At 59.8% G+C, this 20,519-nt stretch carries 17 protein-coding genes; 1 reads left to right on the forward strand and 16 read right to left on the reverse strand.

All coding sequences use genetic code 11. The annotated features are described in order from the left end of the window. Positions 1-22: 22 nt before the first annotated feature. Positions 23-679: a hypothetical protein gene (locus FBY12_RS20630; protein WP_145255427.1), complete on the reverse strand. Its 657-nt coding sequence runs from the start codon at positions 677-679 to the stop codon at positions 23-25. Positions 680-945: 266 nt separating this feature from the next. On the opposite strand from FBY12_RS20630, the gene FBY12_RS20635 reads away from it, so the two are divergent. Beyond that, positions 946-1,779: a hypothetical protein gene (locus FBY12_RS20635; protein ID WP_256663342.1), complete on the forward strand. Its 834-nt coding sequence runs from the start codon at positions 946-948 to the stop codon at positions 1,777-1,779. Positions 1,780-1,837: 58 nt separating this feature from the next. Here the strand turns inward: FBY12_RS20635 and FBY12_RS20640 are convergent, their stop codons facing one another. From FBY12_RS20640 to FBY12_RS20705, 15 genes are all read right to left on the reverse strand, one after another. Then, positions 1,838-2,434: a MarC family protein gene (locus FBY12_RS20640; RefSeq protein WP_092273891.1), complete on the reverse strand. Its 597-nt coding sequence runs from the start codon at positions 2,432-2,434 to the stop codon at positions 1,838-1,840. A gap of 65 nt (positions 2,435-2,499) precedes the next feature. Beyond that, positions 2,500-5,277: a hybrid sensor histidine kinase/response regulator gene (locus FBY12_RS20645; RefSeq protein ID WP_145255430.1), complete on the reverse strand. Its 2,778-nt coding sequence runs from the start codon at positions 5,275-5,277 to the stop codon at positions 2,500-2,502. Between the two features lie 99 nt (positions 5,278-5,376). Then, positions 5,377-6,672, reverse strand: a complete 1,296-nt coding sequence (gene purD / locus FBY12_RS20650) for a phosphoribosylamine--glycine ligase (RefSeq protein WP_145255433.1) — start codon at positions 6,670-6,672, stop codon at positions 5,377-5,379. A 111-nt stretch (positions 6,673-6,783) separates the two neighbouring features. Continuing rightward, entirely contained in the window at positions 6,784-8,391 is a 1,608-nt protein-coding gene (gene purH, locus FBY12_RS20655; protein WP_121733750.1) for a bifunctional phosphoribosylaminoimidazolecarboxamide formyltransferase/IMP cyclohydrolase, read from the reverse strand. Positions 8,392-8,472: 81 nt separating this feature from the next. Beyond that, positions 8,473-8,793 carry a DNA-binding transcriptional regulator Fis gene (fis, locus tag FBY12_RS20660; protein ID WP_007907419.1) on the reverse strand — a complete coding sequence of 107 codons (321 nt, stop codon included), beginning with the start codon at positions 8,791-8,793 and terminating at the stop codon, positions 8,473-8,475. Further along, a complete protein-coding gene (gene dusB, locus FBY12_RS20665) occupies positions 8,790-9,800 on the reverse strand; it encodes a tRNA dihydrouridine synthase DusB (RefSeq protein ID WP_101208434.1) in 1,011 nt (336 codons plus the stop codon). The genes fis and dusB overlap by 4 nt, the downstream gene beginning before the upstream one ends. Positions 9,801-9,985: 185 nt before the next feature. Next, entirely contained in the window at positions 9,986-11,209 is a 1,224-nt protein-coding gene (locus FBY12_RS20670; protein WP_145255436.1) for a DUF3426 domain-containing protein, read from the reverse strand. Between the two features lie 30 nt (positions 11,210-11,239). Continuing rightward, on the reverse strand, positions 11,240-12,118 hold the full coding sequence (prmA, locus tag FBY12_RS20675; protein WP_121733748.1) for a 50S ribosomal protein L11 methyltransferase: 879 nt from the start codon (positions 12,116-12,118) through the stop codon (positions 11,240-11,242). A gap of 340 nt (positions 12,119-12,458) precedes the next feature. Then, positions 12,459-13,169: a Fic family protein gene (locus FBY12_RS27935; protein WP_256663343.1), complete on the reverse strand. Its 711-nt coding sequence runs from the start codon at positions 13,167-13,169 to the stop codon at positions 12,459-12,461. A gap of 15 nt (positions 13,170-13,184) precedes the next feature. Then, positions 13,185-14,012 carry a helix-turn-helix domain-containing protein gene (locus FBY12_RS27940; RefSeq protein ID WP_256663344.1) on the reverse strand — a complete coding sequence of 276 codons (828 nt, stop codon included), beginning with the start codon at positions 14,010-14,012 and terminating at the stop codon, positions 13,185-13,187. Between the two features lie 145 nt (positions 14,013-14,157). Beyond that, entirely contained in the window at positions 14,158-15,513 is a 1,356-nt protein-coding gene (accC, locus tag FBY12_RS20685) for an acetyl-CoA carboxylase biotin carboxylase subunit (RefSeq protein WP_121733747.1), read from the reverse strand. A gap of 17 nt (positions 15,514-15,530) precedes the next feature. Continuing rightward, positions 15,531-15,992: an acetyl-CoA carboxylase biotin carboxyl carrier protein gene (gene accB, locus FBY12_RS20690; RefSeq protein ID WP_121733746.1), complete on the reverse strand. Its 462-nt coding sequence runs from the start codon at positions 15,990-15,992 to the stop codon at positions 15,531-15,533. Positions 15,993-16,040: 48 nt separating this feature from the next. Next, the gene (gene aroQ, locus FBY12_RS20695) at positions 16,041-16,493 is read right to left on the reverse strand and encodes a type II 3-dehydroquinate dehydratase (RefSeq protein WP_092273864.1); all 453 of its coding nucleotides are present in this window, start codon (positions 16,491-16,493) and stop codon (positions 16,041-16,043) included. Positions 16,494-16,638: 145 nt separating this feature from the next. Next, complete coding sequence (locus tag FBY12_RS20700; protein WP_145255439.1) at positions 16,639-18,402, reverse strand: protein-disulfide reductase DsbD; 1,764 nt, start codon at positions 18,400-18,402, stop codon at positions 16,639-16,641. 163 nt (positions 18,403-18,565) lie between these two features. Continuing rightward, a complete protein-coding gene (locus FBY12_RS20705) occupies positions 18,566-20,512 on the reverse strand; it encodes a methyl-accepting chemotaxis protein (protein WP_145255442.1) in 1,947 nt (648 codons plus the stop codon). Between the last annotated feature and the right edge of the window lie 7 nt (positions 20,513-20,519).

The following is a 20,519-nucleotide window of genomic DNA, read 5'->3' on the forward strand; positions in this document are numbered from 1 at the left end:
TGAAGGGGCTTTTTAGTGTGCGTTATACCGTGGCGCGCTTTCTTCTCAGGGCAAAACGCTGCATGACTTTTTCACGAAGTTTTTTTGCCATCAACGCTCGCCGGGTGGCAAGTATCGCGCGATCAAGTTTCAGAAAAGCGCTTTGCTGCACCAGTACGGCGGTTTGTCGTTGCCATGGCCAAAACATAAAGTTGCTGTTTTTTGTGCCGGCATCCAACGACAGGTTGAATACCGCGATGTTCAAGTTGCCAGCGCTGTCATAACGCGCGGGCACTACTTGGAAGCGCTGACCTTCAAGACTTTCCTTGTCCAGCGAATAGATGGCTGGAGTGTCTGACTTGAATGCGCCAAGGGTGTCGATCATGGCATTGCCCTGGCGCGGGTCATTGATCGCTTGTGCCTTGCGCACCAGGAAATCCGCCACGCTCCCGGAGATGTCCGAGCGCGTGCGGGTGGTGATGGCGCCCTCGTGCAGCGACCAACCGAGGAACATCAGCGTGCGCACGTACTCTTCGAGCCAGCCTTGTGCATTGGCAAAACGGTAGTGCGCAAGGTCAGCCGATTGAGTGGCGATATGGGTGGAGTCAGTCAAATCATCGAAGTCTTGAAGCGTGAGTTCGCCGATACATGAAATAAGGTTAGGGCCCGTCACCAGTCCGGACGGTAGTTCATTAGTCATAAGTCGCTCCTGAAGCTAAGTGCAATTGATAGCGTTGACAGAACATTACTGTTGTCAGTGAAACTCAAAAGCTTACAGGGGTAGATCCAGAGCGCGAATAAAGAGTGCCAATTAAAATCAGTCTTGATATGTAGGTCTTTATTTATCGATATTGTCTGTTAATTACATATAAGGAATTCAATTTTGGTTAGTCTGATTGCGCGCGGTTGAGTTAGTTTTGTTGGGTGCCCAAGAGGCCGTTACTTAATTTGAATGGAAGTTCTGATATGTTGAATATGGATATCATGGAAAGTAATGCGAACGTTGACGTTTGTACTGATCGGGTGCTGGCACGCATCCGTAGTCGTAAAGCATCGTTGCTGCCAATGCTCCGCGCCCGGAGCCTTGCAGTCACTTCCGAAGCCAAACCGAGCAAAGAACTGAATGCCGTCGTGCTGGCAAATACCCTGGTGGGTTATGGCGATAATATTTCGCTGGATAACATGGCGATTATTGAAAACCTGATCAAGTTTTCGAAGTTGGAAGCGACTTTCGAAGTGCCGGGTGATGATCCACGAGCGTGGTACATGGCGTTTCTGACTTGCATGGACGAATCGGGCTGTTTCGTTGCCGATATGAGTTACAACGCTTACAAAAAGAGTTCGATGCAGTTGACGATGGAGAACATTGTTGTCGATATCGTCCAGGCCGGCGTTGCTGCCGCGAAGACCGCCATCCCCGCAGCTGCCGTGTTGAGCGCAATTGCTGACACCACCCTGGATTCGATGAAAAAGACCCCTGAAGCCATCAATCTGTTCAACCGTGAAGTGATCAGCAGTCAAGGCGTCCGGCTGGCGATCATGCCGTGCGACCAACTGGCTAACGGCATTATCCTGACTTCGTTGTCGTCGATTGACAGCCTCGGTGGCAGCAAGGAAACCAACCCGCTGTTCTTCAATTGGAAAACCGCCGGCCGCGATTTCTTTCAGGGCAGCACTTACATCACGTTTAACCCGACGCGTTATGCGCCACTCAAAGCTGAACTCGAAGAGTATCTGGGCCAATACTACAAAGCTGCGCTGAACAAACGCTTTCAGCGACGCAGAAATGCAATCAGCTAAGTAACGCAAAGCAATAAACAACGAGGCTGAAGGTTAATAACCTTCAGCCTTTGCGCTTTTACGGGACCAGATAACCTCTGACGCCGGTAAAGATAATCTGCGCCGCGAGCGCGCAGACAAACAGGCCCATCAGGCGGCTGACAATCTGCAAACCCTGATCACCGAGAATCCGCTCGATGCGATTGGACATATACAGCACCACACCGACGGTCAGGCTGGCCAACGCGATACTCAGAATGGCCGTGAGTTTGTCGTCCCAGTGGGGCTGGCTCACGCCCATCACCAGCAGCGCACCGATGGTGCCGGGGCCGACGGTCAGCGGAATGGTCAGCGGCACGATGGTCACGTCTTGCTGCACGTTGTCGGTCTGTACCGCCGATTTGCCTTGCGCCATGCCCAGCGCCGAGATGAACAGCACGCTGCCGGCGCCGATGCGGAAGGCGTCCACGGTGATGCCGAACACACTGAAAATCACCCGCCCGAACAGGTACAGCAAAACGCTGGAGACCAGGGTCGCGGTCGCGACTTTCCAGGCCAGGCGTCGTTGTTCCTTGCGCGAATAACCGCGAGTCAGGCTGATGAAGCAGGACAACACGAAGAACGGGCTGTAGAGCACCAGCATCTTCAGGTAAACACTGAACAACACATGGAGCATGGGGACGGGCTCACTGGCTGGGGAAGTCGAGGCGCAGTCTATCAGGCGCATTGGCGCCTGTCGGCTCAGGAGGTTTGTGTGGTCGCGCGGCTCTGCTGATCACGCTGCGCAACCCAGTGTTCGATCAACTCGCGCAGTTGCGACAACTCCACCGGTTTGGCCATGTGCCCGTCCATGCCGGCCTGGCGCGCGCGTTCTTTATGCTCGGCGAGGATATGCGCGGTCAGCGCCACCACCGGCGTGCGGATTCGCTGGTTGCCGACTTCCCACGCGCGCAATTGCTGGGTTGCGGAAAAACCGTCGAGGATTGGCATTTCGCAGTCCATCAGCACCAGGTCGTAACGCTGCGCTTTCATCGCTTGCAGGGCTTCTTCGCCATTGCTCGCGGTGTCCGGTTGCAGGTTGAGCTTGCCGAGCATGCCGCGAATCACCTTGGTCGAGATGCTGTTGTCTTCGGCCACCAGAATGCGGAAATCGCTGGGCACCTTGACCGGCAAGGTCGGGCCGCTGGGCAGGTTATGCGTGACGGCGAGGCCTTTGTTGCGTTGGGTCAACTCGTCCGCGAGGGTGGTCTTGAGCGTGTAGCCGGCCACCGGTTTGGCGAGGATGCGTTTGATCCCCGAGTTGCGCGCGATGATCTTGCTCGGCGCATTGCTGATGCCAGTGAGCATGATCAGCAGGATGTCGTGGTTCAGGCTCGGGTCTTCCTTGATCTTCGCCGCCAACTGCATGCCGGTCATGCCGGGCATGTTCTGATCGAGCAACACCACGTCGAAATAATCACGCAGATGCGCTTTGGTGCGCAGCAGCGCCAGCGCTTCTTTGCCGGACGGCACCGCGCTGACATTGAGGCCCCAGGCGCTGCACTGCTGCACCAGCACTTTGCGGCAGGTGTCGTTGTCGTCGACCACCAGCACGCGCGCGCCTTGCAGCGGGCTGTCGAGATCGGAAGTCGGATGTTCGAGGCGATCCGGGTCCAGCGGCAAGGTCAGCCACAACGTGCTGCCCTGAGTGCTGCCGCTCTTGATGCCGAACTCGCCTTGCATCAGGCGAATCAGCTGACGGGCGATCACCAGTCCCAGATTGCCGCCCAGACGGGTGGCCGACAGGAAGTTCTTGCTGTGCAGCTCGGCGTGCATCAGCGCATCGCGTTCTTCGGTGTCCATCGGCAAACCGCTGTCCTGCACGGCAATGCGCAAACGCGGTTTGGCGCTGCGGTCGTCGAGCGCAACGACGATGAGGATTTCGCCTTCGTCGGTTTTCTTCAGGGCGTTTTCCAGCAGGCTCAGCAGCGTCTGGCGCAGGCGTGTGGGGTCGCCGCTGATGACGCGGGGCACTTGCGGCTGAATGAAGCTGATCAGCTCGACGTTCTGCTGTTCAGCCTTGGCGCGGAAAATACTCAGACAATCTTCGATCAACGCATTCAGGTCGAATTGCACGTCATCCAGCTCGATCTGCCCGGATTCGAGTTTGGAAATGTCGAGAATCTCGTTGATCAGGGTCAGCAGCTCGTTGCCGGCGCTGTGGATCGTCTGCACGTAATCGCGTTGCTTTACTGACAGCGGCGTGCCCAGCAACAACTCGGTCATGCCCAGCACGCCATTCATCGGTGTGCGGATTTCGTGGCTGATCTTCGCGAGGAATTCAGCTTTGGCGTTGATCTCGGCGTTGCTCGCCGCCAAGTCGCGGCTGACGCTGAAACGGTCTTCGGTGATGCTGCGATGGCGTTCGAACAGCGCCACGCTCATCAGCAAACCGCTGACGCAGATGAACACCAGCAGAATGATGATCAGGCCTTGCGGCGGCACCAGCGTCAGCCCCAGCAGCGCCGGCAGGATGATCAGCGCGCCGATGTTGAACACCACCATGCCGGCGACGAACAGCCGCGCCGGGCGATAGCCTTTTTGCCAGTGATAAGCGCTGACGAACAACATGCTCAGGCCGGCGAGCGCGACCAGCAGGTAAGTAATGATGTTCAGCGGCAAGGTGTTGACGAACAGCAGCAGCAACCCGCAGACCACGGTAAACAGAATGTCGCCCAGCAGCAGTTTGTTCAGCGGATGCGGGCCGAGCGGGGAAAAGAACCGATAGGCAAACATCAACCCGCACGGCGCGGTCAGCAACAGCGCAAGGTAGGCGCCCGGCGTCTGGATCGCGTGCCAGTTCGGCAGCCACGGCCCGGCGAGGTTGAGCAGCAGGATCACGCTGAGCATCAGCAGCAATTCGCACGCCGCCAGCCATAAACTGCTGCGCGAGCGGGTGTAGGCGAAGCGCACGAAGTTGTGCAGGATCAGCATGCCGATGCAGCCGAACAGCAGTCCGTAGACCAGCGTGAGGTTCTGATTGGCCGCGCTGTTCACCGCCGCTTGCAGGGTGATGTACGGCCGCAACTGATGTTGCGAAACCAGGCGCACGTAGACATCGAGCGGTTTGTCGGCTTGCGGCAGTGGCAACATGAAGTCGCTGCTCGGCAAAGGCCGATTGGCTTGCGGTTGTTGGGTGCCAGTGTTGAGTTGCTCGACCAGCGTGTCGCCGTCCAGCACATACAGATTGAGGTGCGACAGGTCGGGAGCGAACACGCGCAGCAATTGCTCATGTTTGCCCGGCGCCAGTTTGAAGCGCAGCCATAACGCGCCGTCGGGCTCGGCCGCGGTGAGGCGGTCGAGTTCGATCGGGCTGAATTGATTGGTGTAGCGGGCGGAACGGATATCGCTGAGCGCCAGGTCGCCCTGTTCGTCGAGCAATACCGACCAGGCACTGCCTTGCGCGGCCTGGGCCGGGAGCATGCAGAGCAAGGTCAACAGAGTGACGGTAAGACCTATGGCAATCCTGAGCCAGCGCACGGCGAAATCCCTTCGTAGGTTGATGCCAGATTATTACTATGCGCGGCCCCGGAATAGTCCGGCAAGGGCCTCAAGCCCTTGCCTGGCCGAATGGCTGGCTTATTCCTGAGTTTCGCCGCGCTCGCGGGCAATGGCGCGGTAGCCAATGTCCTTGCGATAGAAGCTGCCTTCCCAATCGATCTTCGCCGCCAGTTTGTACGCCTGCTGCTGCGCCGCATCAACGCTGGCGCCCATCGCCGTGGCGCAGAGCACCCGACCACCGGCCGTTACCACTTGTCCATCCTTGAGCGCAGTGCCGGCGTGGAAGACTTTACCTTCCAGTTGCGCCGCTGCGTCCAGACCGTTGATCGCCACGCCTTTAGCGTAGTCGCCCGGATAGCCGCCTGCCGCCAGAACGATGCCGACGCTCGGGCGCGGATCCCATTGCGCTTCGACCTTGTCCAGGGCCTGCGCCAGGGCAGCTTCGACCAACAACACCAGGCTCGATTGCAAGCGCAGCATCACCGGTTGGGTCTCAGGGTCGCCGAAACGGCAGTTGAACTCGATAACTTTTGGGTTACCGGCTTTGTCGATCATCAGCCCAGCGTAGAGGAAACCGGTGTAAACGTTGCCTTCATCGGCCATGCCGCGCACGGTTGGCCAGATCACCAGCTCCATGACGCGCTGGTGCACATCGGCAGTCACCACCGGGGCAGGGGAGTAGGCACCCATGCCGCCAGTGTTCGGGCCAGTGTCGCCGTCGCCGACGCGTTTGTGGTCCTGGCTGGTGGCCATCGGCAAGACGTTCTTGCCGTCGACCATGACGATGAAGCTGGCTTCTTCGCCATCGAGGAATTCTTCGATGACCACGCGCGAACCGGCGTCGCCGAAAGCGTTGCCGGCGAGCATGTCGCGCACGGCGTCTTCGGCTTCGGCCAGGGTCATGGCGACGATCACACCTTTACCGGCGGCCAGGCCATCGGCCTTGATCACGATCGGTGCGCCTTTTTCGCGCAGGTAAGCCAGGGCCGGCTCGATTTCGGTGAAGTTCTGGTAATCGGCGGTCGGGATCTTGTGACGCGCGAGGAAATCCTTGGTGAACGCTTTCGAGCCTTCCAGCTGCGCCGCGCCAGCAGTCGGACCGAAGCAATCGAGGCCACGCGAGCGAAACAGATCGACCACGCCAGCGACCAGTGGCACTTCCGGGCCGACGATGGTCAGGGAAACGTTCTTCTCGGCGAAATCGGCCAGTTGCTCAAGTTCCAGCACGTCGATGGCGACGTTTTCGCACTTGGCTTCAATGGCGGTGCCAGCGTTGCCCGGTGCAACAAAAACTTTCTGCACACGCGGATCCTGAGCCACTTTCCAGGCCAGTGCGTGTTCACGGCCACCGCTGCCAATGATCAAAACATTCATTTCAAAAAACCTCGGTTGTGGGAGCACGGCTTGCCCGCGATGGCAATCTCGAGGACGCCATCGCGGGCAAGCCGTGCTCCTACAGGTCTGCGCATAGCAGGCCTGATGATATTAGTGACGGAAGTGGCGCATGCCGGTGAATACCATGGCGATGCCGGCTTCATCAGCCGCAGCAATCACCTCGGCGTCACGCATCGAACCACCCGGCTGGATCACCGCAGTGATACCAACCTTGGCCGCATTGTCCAGACCGTCGCGGAACGGGAAGAACGCGTCGGAGGCCATGACCGAACCGGCGACTTGCAAGCCAGCGTGTTCAGCCTTGATCGCGGCAATCCGCGCCGAGTTCACGCGGCTCATCTGGCCCGCGCCGACACCGATGGTCTGGCGATTTTTCGCGTAGACGATGGCGTTGGATTTAACGTACTTGGCGACTTTCCAGGCAAAGATCAGGTCGTTGATCTCTTGCTCGGTCGGGGCGCGTTTGGTCACGACTTTCAGGTCTGCGCTGCCGATCATGCCGATGTCGCGGCTCTGCACCAGCAAACCACCATTCACGCGTTTGTAGTCCCACGCGGCGGCGCGGTCAGCTGACCACTCGCCGCAGGACAGCAAGCGCACGTTGGCTTTCGCCGCGACGATGGCGCGGGCTTCTGCGCTGACGGATGGGGCGATGATCACTTCGACGAACTGGCGCTCGACGATGGCTTTGGCGGTTTCAGCATCCAGTTCGCGGTTGAACGCGATGATGCCGCCGAACGCCGATTCGGTGTCAGTGGCGTAAGCCAGTTCGTAGGCCTGACGGATACCGCCCTCGGCGTCCGGGCTCACCGCCACGCCGCACGGGTTGGCGTGCTTGACGATCACGCAGGCGGGTTTGACGAAGCTCTTCACACATTCCAGCGCGGCGTCGGTGTCAGCCACGTTGTTGTACGACAGCTCTTTGCCTTGCAGTTGGGTCGCGGTGGCGATGCCGACTTCGGCAGGCTTGGTTTCCACGTAGAACGCCGCGCTCTGGTGCGGGTTCTCGCCGTAGCGCATTTCCTGAGCCTTGACGAATTGGCTGTTGAACGTACGCGGGAACTCGCTGCGACCTTCGGTGCTGAGGGTTTCAGCGCTCTGGTTCACGGTGCCCATGTAGTTGGCGATCATGCCGTCGTAGGCGGCGGTGTGTTCGAAAGCCTTGAGCATCAGGTCGAAGCGCTGCGCGTAAGTCAGGCCGCCGGCCTTCAGGCCTTCGAGCACGCTGGCGTAATCGCTGGCATTCACCACGATGGCCACGTCTTTATGGTTTTTGGCTGCCGAGCGAACCATGGTCGGGCCGCCGATATCGATGTTTTCGATGGCGGTCGGCAGGTCGCAGCCAGGCTTGTTGATGGTGGCTTCGAACGGGTAAAGATTGACTGCAACCAGGTCGATCGGCTTGATGCCGTGTTCGTTCATGATCGCGTCGTCGATACCGCGACGACCGAGGATCCCACCGTGGATTTTCGGGTGCAGGGTCTTCACCCGACCGTCCATCATTTCTGCGAAACCGGTGTAGTCCGCGACTTCCACTGCGGCAACACCGTTGTCGCGCAGCAGCTTGAACGTTCCGCCGGTGGAGAGGATCTCGACGCCCAGAGCTTCAAGCTCCTTGGCGAACTCGAGGATCCCGGTCTTGTCGGAAACGCTGATCAAGGCGCGGCGGATCGGCAGGCGGGTAGTCTGGTCGGTCATTTCAATTTCCATCAAAAGCAAAGGAGTCAGCAAAAAAGGCGACCGTTTTTACGCGGGCGCCTTTCTGGTTTGATTGAATGCTTACAGCAAATCGTACTGCTTGAGTTTCTTGCGCAGCGTGCCTCGATTGAGTCCGAGCAGCTCGCTGGCCTTGGTCTGGTTGCCCTTGACGTAGTTCATCACGCATTCGAGCAGGGGCGCCTCGACTTCGGAGAGCACCAGGTTGTACACATCCGTGACGGCAGCGCCCTCAAGGTGGGCGAAATAATTGTGCAGCGCCTTCTCGACACTCCCGCGAAGGGTCTGACCTTCTTCGCTCGGCGTATTGAGGTGCTGTTTCAAATTCACGTTGTCGCTCACGGGTGTTGTTCCACTCACTAAAGTCTCGGTCATCATCGTCATGCGGCCACCTCGTCTCCGTCCCCTGTCAGGCTCTTGTAACGTTCGGCGAAGTAGCCCTGAACGTTGGCGCATTGTGCTTCCGTATCTTCCAAACGATTGAAGTGGGCGCGAAACTCCCTGGCGCCCGGCAAGGTTGCGAGATACCAGCCCACATGCTTGCGGGCAATCCGTACGCCCATCACGTCTCCATAGAAAACGTGCAGCGCAGCCAGATGCTCTAGCAGAATGCGTTCCACCTCGATCAATGCCAGCGCCGGGAGTTTTTCGCCGGTGCGCAGGAAGTGATCGATCTCACGAAAAATCCACGGCCGCCCCTGGGCAGCCCGGCCTATCAACAGGCCATCGGCACCGGTCGCGTCGAGCACGTACCGGGCCTTCTCGGGTGAATCGATGTCGCCATTGGCAAACACCGGCATCGACACGGCCTGCTTGATCGCGGCAATCGTGTCGTACTCGGCTTCGCCGGTGTACAGGTCGGCACGGGTGCGGCCATGCACCGCCAGCGCCGTGATCCCGGCCTGCTCGGCGATCTTCGCCACGGTCAGGCCGTTCTTGTTGTCGCGGTCCCAACCGGTGCGGATCTTCAAGGTCACCGGCACATCAACCGCAGCCACGACGGCCTGCAGGATCTCGGTCACCAGTGCTTCGTCTTTCAGCAACGCGGAGCCGGCGGCCTTGTTACAGACCTTCTTCGCCGGACAACCCATGTTGATATCAATAATCTGTGCGCCCAGTTCGACGTTGGCCCGGGCCGCATCCGCCAGCATCTGCGCATCGCCACCGGCGATCTGCACCGAGCGTGGCTCGGGATCACCTTCGTGAATCATGCGCATCCGCGATTTGCGGGTGTTCCACAAGCTCATGTCGCTGGTGACCATTTCCGAGACTACGAGCCCTGCGCCCAGTCGCTTGCACAGCTGACGAAAGGGCTGGTCGGTGACGCCCGCCATTGGGGCGAGGATCAAGCCGTTGTGCAATGTATATGGACCGATGCGTACCGCCGACATAGGACTTCCCTGTTGTGGGGCCGGATCATTAGAGTTCGAAAAAGGGTTGGCATGATACCCGCTCTCGATGACTGGATAAAGGCTGAATTGAACAAAATCTGAACAGTTATTTTGTTATTGCCAGCAGTTCTGTCCGGGCGGGTGCAGTCAGAAATACGACGTCAATGCGCGAGCACTGAACCGTTTCACTCGGGCGAATGGAAGCTCAGGCTGTAGTTCACCGCTTTTGGACCTGGATCGAGAATATCCAGCGCGATGTGGATTGGCGTTTGCGGCGGCATTTCCGCCATGCCTTCGAGGTCGCCATTCAGGTATTCGCCGGGTTTGAAGCGACGACTGGCGATCAAGTGACCGTTGAGGTCGGCGAAGCGCAGTTCCAGCAAGGGAAATGGCTGGGAGAACGTCGCGCGGTTGTAGATGATCGCGTCCACCACCAGCGCGCCGCTGAAGTCCGGATGGCTGCGCACCACCAGATTGCTGCTTTTGACTTTGGCGATGTCGACCTTGGACGGCACTGTGCAACCGAGGCTTGGGCACAATTGCTGGAACCACGGGCGGTATTGGTCCTGACGGGCCATTTCGTCGAAATGGTAAGCAATGTATTGGCCGGCAAGTGCGACGGCGGCGAGCACGATCAACGCCAGCCACAACATCCGTCGGCCCCACGGCGAGCGGCGTTTTTGCCAGCCGAGTTGCAGCGGGTCGTCGCTGAGGTCGCTCAGGGCTTCGTCACGTTCGGTCGCGGCGCTGCGTTCGTGGCGTTTGCGCAGCGGCGCGATCGGCGGCAGGTCGTCGTCAACGGCATCGGTGGCCGACAGACGATCGTGGCGCTGGGGTTTATCGAGCGGATCATTCAGGCGCAGGTGCGACAGCTGCGGCACTTGCGGCTCGTCGTCCAGATCGACCGGTTCCAGCGAGAACGAAGGTTCGGTGCGCGAGTGCTTGCCTGGTTCTGGCGGCGTTTGCCGTTGTTCGACGTCGAGCGCTTGGGCGCGGTCCGCTGCCGATTCGCTGAAGAGGCTGTCGGACCACGGTTCATCGTCGTGCTCGATAGAATCGCGGCGCGCACTCAGACCGTTCTCGCGGCGCTGGCCGATATCCTTGACGGGCTGGATTTCGCGCTGTTCGAGCCGCGCCAGTTCCTGATCGAGGTCGAGCGTGTCGAGGTCCATCTCGGTGGCTGACCATTGCTTTTGGCTGATGGCCCGCACCGGCGGTTCGACGACGCTGGCGTCGAGCGCTTTCTCCGCATCCTTGCCGGCCTGCTGCTCAAGCAGTTGCTTGGCGGCGTTGAACACCTGCAAACAGGAGCCGCAGCGAACTACCCCACGGGCCACGCTCAATTGAGCATGGCTGACGCGGAAGCTGGTTTGGCAATGCGGGCATTGGGTGACGAAGCTGTCGGTCATGCGGCGATCCGGATTATGCAGGCGCTCATTCTAGCGCCGACGGCCAGTGATGCGCACCCAGCCATCGCGATTGGCAATCGGGTCCAGATCGAAGTCTTGCGCGTAAGCCTTGGCGACGTCCTCGCCTTGCTCGGCAAGAATCCCCGACAGCGCCAGACGCCCACCGGGCTTGACCAGGCTGGACAGTTGCGGCGCCAGCGACACCAGTGGGCCGGCCAGAATATTGGCGACCAGCACGTCGGCCTGCACCTGCGGCAGATCTTCCGGCAGGTACAGCGGGAACAGTTCTTCAGCGATGTGGTTGCGCCCGGCGTTGTCGCGCGAAGCTTCCAGCGCTTGCACGTCGATGTCGGTGCCGACCGCTTGCCTGGCGCCCAGCAACAGGGCAGCGATCGCCAGAATCCCCGAGCCGCAACCGAAGTCGAGCACGTTGCAGTCTTTCAGGTCCTGGCCGTCAAGCCATTCCAGGCACAGTGCGGTGGTCGGGTGAGTGCCGGTGCCAAACGCCAGGCCCGGATCCAACAGCAGATTCACCGCATCCGGCTCCGGCGCGGCGTGCCAGCTCGGCACAATCCACAGACGCTCACCGAAACGCATCGGCTCGAAACCGTCCATCCAGCTGCGTTCCCAATCCTGGTCTGCAATGATTTCGCTGTGATGTTCGGGCAGCGGACCGCCGGTCAGCAGTTCCATGTGCGCCAGCACGCTGGCAGCCTCGGTGCCGTCCTCGAACAGCGCCAGCAAATGCGTGTGCGACCACAGCGGCGTGGTGTTGAGTTCCGGTTCGAAGATCGGCTGATCCTCGGCGTCCATAAAGGTCACCGACACCGCGCCCACTTCAAGGAAAGCGTCTTCGTAGGTTTCGGCTTGTTCTGGGCTGATGGCGAGACGGACTTGCAGCCAAGGCATGGCGGGCACCTTTGAAAAATATTGATTGCAGCCTAGCGGGCTGCGAGAAGCGCGCAAGTTTACGCGACCACAGAGGGTTTGTGGGAGTGGACAGCTCCGAATGCCGCTCAGTTGAAACGCTATACCCCTGTAGCAGCTGGCGAAGCCTGCGTTCGGCTGCGCAGCAGTCGTAAACCCTGAGTGAGTGGTCTTCCTGAAACACCGCACTGCCTCTATTCACGACTGCTTCGCAGCCGAACGCAGGCTTCGCCAGCTGCTACATGAGGCTGTTGCGGTTGATATGAAACCTGCAGAAACAACAAAGCCGCTCGAAAGCGGCTTTGTTGGTCTGGATCACGTCTTAATGCTGGATGCCCAAATTATTGGCTTTTTGCCATCTCATCCCTTTGCTGGTTGCTCGGTAGCGTTGCAATCGGCTGTTGGGCTGATTAGGTAGCGTCATCTCGACAACTCCGACCGCAATGGCTGGAAGTATGTAGGCCTTGCGAAAATGCTCGGCGTTTTTCAGGTGCAGGGTGGTTTGAAGTTCCTGTCTGCTCATAGCGCCAACTAGCACCTTCAGCAGAGCGGCGACTTCCATGGCGACTTCCACGGTGACTTCCATGGTGACTTCCATGTTTACTGCGTCAGAGCTGCGCGATTGGGGATGTGCGGGCAGGCGCACGACATAGGAAATTCTGTCATCGTCGGTTTCAAACAGCGGGGCGGGTGAGCCGTTGGCGGCCATAACCTTGAGTATTTTGGGGATTCCGGTGGAACGGCCTTCGGTCAGATCCAGCTCTTTCAAAAATCCCCCAATGCGCCGGTTGCGATAGCGGCGGCTTACCGCGCGGCCGGTCCTCAGATCTTCCAGGCGGATCGAGCGATCAGGCCCGGGGAAACTCAGGATCACCAGCTCGTCATGGCTGATGCGAACCTCGATCGGTTCGCGCTCTTCATAAGACCGGTGATAAACGGCATTGACCAGCGCCTCTTCAATCGCGGCGTAGGGGAAGTTCCAAACTCGTGTTGCTTCAGCAGTGTCCGGATGCTTGATGATTGTTTGATGCAAATAATTGCGCTGGATTTACGCCAGCGCCTCGCGAGTGATGGTTGCCAGCGGGCCCTTGAAGACTTTTTCGTCAAAGCGGTCACCACCAGCGCCCTCTGGAAACCACAGCACATCTATTTGCGTACCGGGAAAAAACCCTTCCGGGGTGTTGTTGAAGAACATCAAGCCGACATTTTTCGGCCATGGCGACTCGGTCGGCCCGCCTACCACGTTCATTTGGCGGCCCAATGCCTCGATGCTCAGCTCGTCGGCATCCTGCGCGAGGGCACTTCCGATTTCTCGCAGGAAGTTGTGCATCAGTGTTTTGGAGAGGTCGCTCATACGCGCTTTTTGGTGGAAGCGGTCATCGAAAGGCACCTTGGCAGCAAGGCTCAATAACTCCTGTTCGATTTCACCCTTGGCTTCAACTGTGCTGGTGTAGCGGCGGATGTAGTAATGCAGGCTTCGATGCTTGGCGGTCACTGCTGCCGGAGCTTTGTATGGGCGGTTTTGTCCTCCCGGTGCCCACAACACGATCAGATTGCGGCCTTCAACTCTTTCGACGCTCAATACTGGAAAGTAAGAGGGTTGAATCAACTGGCACGCTTCCAGCAGTTCGAGCTGGATTTTGTCGATTACATGATCGGCCAGCCCTTTCGGAGGGAAGATCGGCTGGCCGTTGGCATCGCAGTCTTGCCCAATCACCACATACCCGCCGCCCAGGTTTTCAAAGTCATTGGCAAAGGCGCAGAGCGTGCGAATGATCGGATCAGGATTCCAGCCTGTCTTGTATTCGATTCGTTCGCTTTCCACTGTCCGCTGGCGCAAGAGATCGTTGAGATTGATGGGCAGTTTTCCGGGCATGGGCAGGCTCTGGTTCGTCAACGTTGTGTTGAGTAGAGCGCGAGTATAGCCAGCCTCGACGCTCCAATAACGAGCAGTTAAATGGATGAAACCTGCAGAAACAACAAAGCCGCTCGAAAGCGGCTTTGTTGGTCTGGATCACGTCTTAATGCTGTTCGGCCAGCTTGTGTTCCAGGTAGTGGATGTTGACTCCACCTTTGCAGAAGCCTTCATCACGGACCAGATCGCGGTGCAGCGGGATGTTGGTTTTGATCCCGTCGACGACGATTTCGTCCAGTGCATTACGCATGCGCGTCATGGCTTCTTCACGGGTTGCGCCGTAGGTGATCAGCTTGCCGATCAACGAATCGTAGTTCGGCGGAACCGCATAACCACTGTACAGATGCGAATCGACGCGAACGCCGTTGCCGCCCGGAGCGTGGAAATGCTTGACCGTGCCTGGGCTCGGCATGAAGGTTTTCGGGTCTTCGGCGTTGATCCGGCATTCAAGTGCGTGACCGCGGATGACGACGTCTTCCTGGGTGTACGACAGCTTGTTGCCAGCGGCGATGCTGAGCATCTCCTTGACGATGTCGATGCCGGTGACCATTTCCGAAACCGGGTGCTCAACCTGAACGCGGGTGTTCATTTCGATGAAATAGAACGCGCCGTTCTCGTACAGGAACTCGAAAGTGCCGGCGCCACGGTAGTTGATGTCGATGCACGCCTTGACGCAGCGGGCGAGGACTTCCTGGCGCGCCTTCTCGTCGATGCCCGGTGCCGGCGCTTCTTCGAGAACCTTCTGGTGACGACGTTGCAGCGAGCAATCGCGGTCGCCCAGATGGATGGCGTGGCCCTGACCGTCGGAAAGTACCTGGACTTCCACGTGACGTGGGTTGGTCAGGAATTTTTCCAGATAGACCATCGGGTTGCCGAACGCCGCGCCTGCTTCGGAGCGGGTCAGTTTGGCCGAGTCGATCAGGTCTTCTTCTTTATGCACAACGCGCATGCCGCGACCACCACCGCCGCCAGCGGCTTTGATGATCACCGGGTAACCGACTTCGCGACCAATGCGCAGAGCGGTTTCTTCGTCTTCCGGCAGTGGGCCGTCAGAACCCGGAACAGTCGGCACGCCGGCAGCGATCATGGCGTGCTTGGCCGAAACCTTGTCGCCCATCAGGCGAATGGTGTCGGCTTTCGGGCCAATGAAGGCAAAACCGGAGTTCTCGACCTGTTCGGCGAAATCGGCGTTTTCCGCGAGGAAACCGTAGCCTGGGTGAATGGCGGTAGCGCCGGTCACTTCAGCTGCGGCGATGATCGCCGGAATGTGCAGGTAAGACTTTGCAGCCGATGCCGGACCGATGCAGACGGATTCGTCCGCCAGACCCAGGTGCATCAGCTCTTTGTCAGCCGTGGAATAAACGGCGACGGTCTTGATGCCCATCTCTTTGCAGGCACGCAAGATCCGCAGGGCGATCTCACCGCGGTTGGCGATCAGAACTTTTTCCAACTTCGCAGTCATCAAAGTCTCTCCGCGGTTCAAACGATGGTGAACAGGGGTTGGTCGTACTCAACCGGCTGGCCATCTTCGACGAGGATGGATTCGATCACACCGCTGGTTTCAGCTTCGATGTGGTTCATCATCTTCATGGCTTCGACGATGCACAGGGTGTCGCCTTTCTTCACGGTCTGGCCGACTTCAACGAAGGACGGCGAGGACGGCGAAGACTTGCGGTAGAACGTGCCGACCATCGGCGAACGGGCAACAGTGCCGTTCAGCACGGGTGCGGCCGGTGCAGCAGGGGCGGCGGCAGCAACCGGGGCAGCAGCGGCAGGCGCTGGGGCCGGAGCGTGCATTGGCGCAGGAGCGTAATACTGCTGAGCCGGGGTCTTGCTGTGACGGCTGATGCGAACGGACTCTTCGCCTTCCTTGATCTCGAGCTCGTCGATGCCGGACTCTTCCAGCAATTCGATCAATTTCTTAACTTTACGGATATCCATGAATCATCAACTCCCAAGGGTCGGTCAGGGGCGTTTAACGCTTGTGGTTCAAGCCGTTGCCGGTCTTTCAAGCTGTTCCAGGGCGGCCTCCAGGGCCAGTCGATAACCGCTGGCGCCAAGGCCGCAGATCACTCCCACCGCTACGTCGGAGAAGTAAGAGTGATGGCGGAAAGGTTCGCGTTTGTGCACGTTAGACAAATGCACTTCGATGAATGGGATGCTCACCGCCAGCAGCGCGTCACGTAATGCGACACTTGTGTGAGTAAATGCTGCTGGATTGATCAGAATGAAGTCCACACCTTCGCCGCGAGCAGCGTGGATGCGGTCGATCAATTCGTACTCGGCGTTGCTCTGCAAGTGCAGCAAATGATGGCCGGCTTCACGGGCACGGCGTTCCAGGTCCTGGTTGATCTGCGCCAGTGTCGTAGCGCCATAGGTGCCCGGTTCGCGGGTGCCGAGCAAATTCAGGTTGGGTCCGTGCAGAACCAGTAGCGTTGCCATCTGCTGTTCCTTGTTATTCAGGTGCAATTGTCAGAGTGCAGTTGTCAGAACCCGGCGACTATGCCGCAAAGCCTTTGTGACTGTCCAGTTCTATGCAATAGCCAGCACGATGGCCGATGTTTGCGCAAAATTTGTGACTGCCTGATTAAATCCGGTCATTTGCCTTCGCGACACGTTCGGCGAAGTCCTGCGCATTGATCTCGCCGATCACCCGCTCGTCGGTGAGTTCGGCGCCGTCCTTGCCGAAGAACATCAACGCTGGGGGACCGAACAATTTGTAGCGGTCGAGCAGTGTTCTTTGCTCGGCGTTGCTGGCGGTGATGTCGAAGCGGATCAGCCGATAACCTTGCAGCCGTTCGACGACTTTCGGGTCGTTGAGCACTTGGTGTTCGATGACTTTGCAACTGATGCACCAGTCGGCGTACCAGTCCAGCAGCAGCGGCGTGCCGGAGGATTTCGCCTCAGCGAGCGCGTGATCGAGGTCGGCCGGGGTGGTCACGGTTTGCCAGTTACTGGCCGACGGCGCCGCCCCGTTGCTGGCTACTGCCGCGGTCCGGCCGAGCGGATTGAGCACATCGCCCTGACCGCTGAACGCGCCGTACCAGCAAGCCATTGCGTAAAACAGCAGAAACAAGCCAAGCAATTGGCCGAGGCGTTTGCGCGGTGGTTTGTAGACGAACTCCAACGCGCCGAGGAACAGACCGACGCCGCCCCACAGCAAACCGACCAGCAGCAATGTGACTTGGCCCGGTACGACACGGCTGAGCAAGCCAATCGCCAAGGCCAGCAGCAAGACGCCGATCGCGTTTTTCACATAGATCAGCCATGGGCCGCTTTTCGGCAGCCACGCCGCGCCGCCGGTCGCAACCAACAGCAGCGGGGTGCCCATGCCCAAGCCGAGTACAAACAACTTCAACCCGCCGCCGAGCGCATCGCCGCTGGCGCTGATGTACAGCAAGGCGCCGGCCAGTGGCGCGGAAACACACGGCGACACCAGCAGGCTCGAGACCACGCCGAGCACTGCCGCGCCCCATAACGAGCCGCCTTCGGTGCGCCCGGCAATCCGGTCGAGGCGGCTGCTGATGAAGTGCGGCAGTTTCAGCTCGAAGACGCCGAACATCGCCAGCGCAAACACCGCAAAAAACGTCGCGAACGGCACCAGAACCCAGGCCGATTGCAGCCGCGCCTGCAGATTGAGCTGCGCGCCGAACATCCCCATCAATGCGCCGAGCAGGGCAAAACACGCGGCCATCGGCAGCACGTAAGCCAGCGACAGATTGAAGCCGCGCAGCCCGCCGATCTGCCCGCGCAACACCACGCTGGAGAGGATCGGCAGCATTGGCAGCACGCAAGGCGTGAAAGTCAGGCCCAGACCGGCGAGGAAAAACAGCGCCAGTTCACGCCAGCTCCAATTGGCTGTCGTAGCAGCACTTGGGTCAGCGGCAGCGGCGCCAGCGCCGTCGATGCGCAAGCGCTCGGTTTCCGGCGGATAACACAGGCCTTTGTCGGCGCAGCCCTGATAGGTCACAACCAGCGTGAAGGCGCGCGGATCGCTGCGCGGCAGTTCGACATCGAGAATCGCGTGGTACACCTCGACGTCGCCGAAGTATTCGTCGTGCTTCTTTTCACCGTTGGGCAATTGCGCGGCGCCGAGCGCGACGTCGGCCGGGTCGGCGCGAAACTGGAAGCGGTGGCGGTAGAGGTAATAACCGTCGGCGGCGACGAAACGCAGCTTGATGGTCTGCGCGGTGCTTTCCACCAGGCTCAACTGAAAGGCTTCGCGCACCGGCAGGAAGTCGGCGCTGTTGTTGATCGAGCCCAACGTCGAACTGGGCCGAGTGTCGAGCAACCCGGCGGCGGAGGCCGGCAGGGCGAGCACTAAAAGCAGCAGGCAAAGCAAACGGCGCATGACAATCTCGCGTGTCGGAAGTGCGGGCATGATAGCGGACAGTCGGCGGGTGTGCAGGGCCGGGAGTGTTGTGGTGATTGTTCTGACGCCATCGCGAGCAAGCTCGCTCCCACAGGGGGGCGCATTCCATTGTGGGAGCAAGCTTGCTCGCGATAGCGATCGATCAGACGCGGAAAGCCTGGACGGCGGTGTGAAGCCGCCCGCCCAGCACCAGCAGATTCTCCCCTTGCTCGCGCCCCTCGCCAATCCGCAGCAGGTTATCCCCGCCCAATTGGTGGATCCGCTCGCTGTGGTCGCGAATCTCGCTGACCGCGCCGCTCTGCTGCGCGGTGACATCGGCGATGCGCACGGCGGTGTCGGCAATGGTCTGGATCGCGCCGACGATTTTATCCAGCGCGCCGTCCGCCGCTTGCGCCTGATTGGCGGTGGCTTCGGCGTGTTCGACCTGAGCGCGCATGCCTTCCACCGATTGCCGCGCGGCGGTTTGCAGGCCGGCGATCAAGGTCTGGATTTCCGCTGTGGCGCCGGCGGTGCGCTGCGCCAACGAGCGCACTTCCTCGGCCACCACCGCAAACCCCCGGCCCATTTCCCCGGCGCGGGCGGCTTCGATCGCAGCGTTGAGCGCGAGCAGATTGGTCTGATCGGCAATCGAGCGAATCACCGTCAGCACACCGCCGATGGTCGCCGACTCCTCGGCCAGGTGTTCGATCATCTGCGCATTGCCCTGCACTTCGCCGACCAGCGCATGCAACCCGGTGAGGCTCAGGCCGATGACCTTCTGCCCTTGTTCGACCGCCAGTCCGGCATTGCGACTGGCGTCGGCGGCCTGGCTCGCATCGCCGGCGACCTGCTGGATGGTCGCTTCCAGTTCACCCAGCGAATCGCGGATCAGCGCAGTATCACCTGCCTGATGTTCGGCGCCGCTGTGCAGGTCGTTGCTCAACTCGGCGAGGGTGCGGCTGCTGCCGGCGACCTGTTCGGCATTCAAGCGAATGGTCCCGACCAGATCCACCAGATAAGCGCGCAAGCGATTGAGCGAGGCTTGGATGTCATGCAATTCGCGATTGGTTTTGCCCAGTTGAATGTCCTGGCTGAAATCGCCCTCGGCCCAGGTCGAGAGCGCGGGCGCGAGATTGGTCAGCGTGCGCGCCAGGCGTCGCTGCAAAGTGTCGATGAGCAGCGCGATCAGCAGGATCAGGCCGATCATCAATCCCTGAATCAAGCGCACTTCGCCCTGAATTTGCCCGTGCTGGGCGCGCACCGCCGGTTCCAGGCCGGCGATGGCTTGCTGCACTGCGGCGATTTTCACATGCGTCGCGGCGCTGAGTTCGGCACGTTTCTGGATTTGCTCACGAGTGCGCGCCAGTTCGGCGGGGTAGCGCGTGAGCAAGCTGTTGAGTTCGCGTTTGAGGCCGACGCCCGCATCTTCGGCGACGGTTTTTTCATTGCTCTCCAGGCCCATCATGTTCGCGAAATCGTCAGTGTTCGATTCGCTGCTGCTGGCTACGCCGAGCAGCGGCAATGCCTCCAGCAACTGCGCTTGTGCGCGAATGTTGGCGACTTCGCGCTCGACGTCGGCGGCCAATTCGCTGCGGCCGCTGCTGACCAGTTTGTCCCGCGCCAGCGACAGTTTGCCCAAATGCTGGGAAGCGTTAAGCAACGGCGCCAGGTACGTCGCGTTAGCGCTGGCGTACTGGCTGAGTTGCTCGAGGTTGGCGCTGAGTTCGCGTTCGGCTTGCAGCAGCAACGCCTGCGGATTACCGGCGAGTTTGCCGGCGGCCAGCAGGTCGGTTTTGCTGAAGGCTTCGAGGCTGGACAGGCTCGGGCGCAAGGTGTCGGCGAGCGCTGGCGGCAGTTGCGCGAGTTCGCCGTTCAATCCTTCGATGGCCTGACTGGCGCTGCTCAGGCGCAGGGCATCGCCGCTCGACAGGTAGTCCTCGACGTTGCGTGCCACTTCATTCTGGAATTGCTGCGACAGCCCGAGGTAACGCTCCATCAACAGATAAGGGCGCTCCAGAGCTTTTTGCGACCACCACAAAGTGGCGCCGAGGGCGACGCACACGGCGACGAGCAGGAGGGTATTGAGGTTGGTCAGGAGCTTCAGGCGCATATCGGAT

The organism is Pseudomonas sp. SJZ131 (genome assembly GCF_007828705.1).
GTDB lineage: Bacteria > Pseudomonadota > Gammaproteobacteria > Pseudomonadales > Pseudomonadaceae > Aquipseudomonas > Aquipseudomonas prosekii.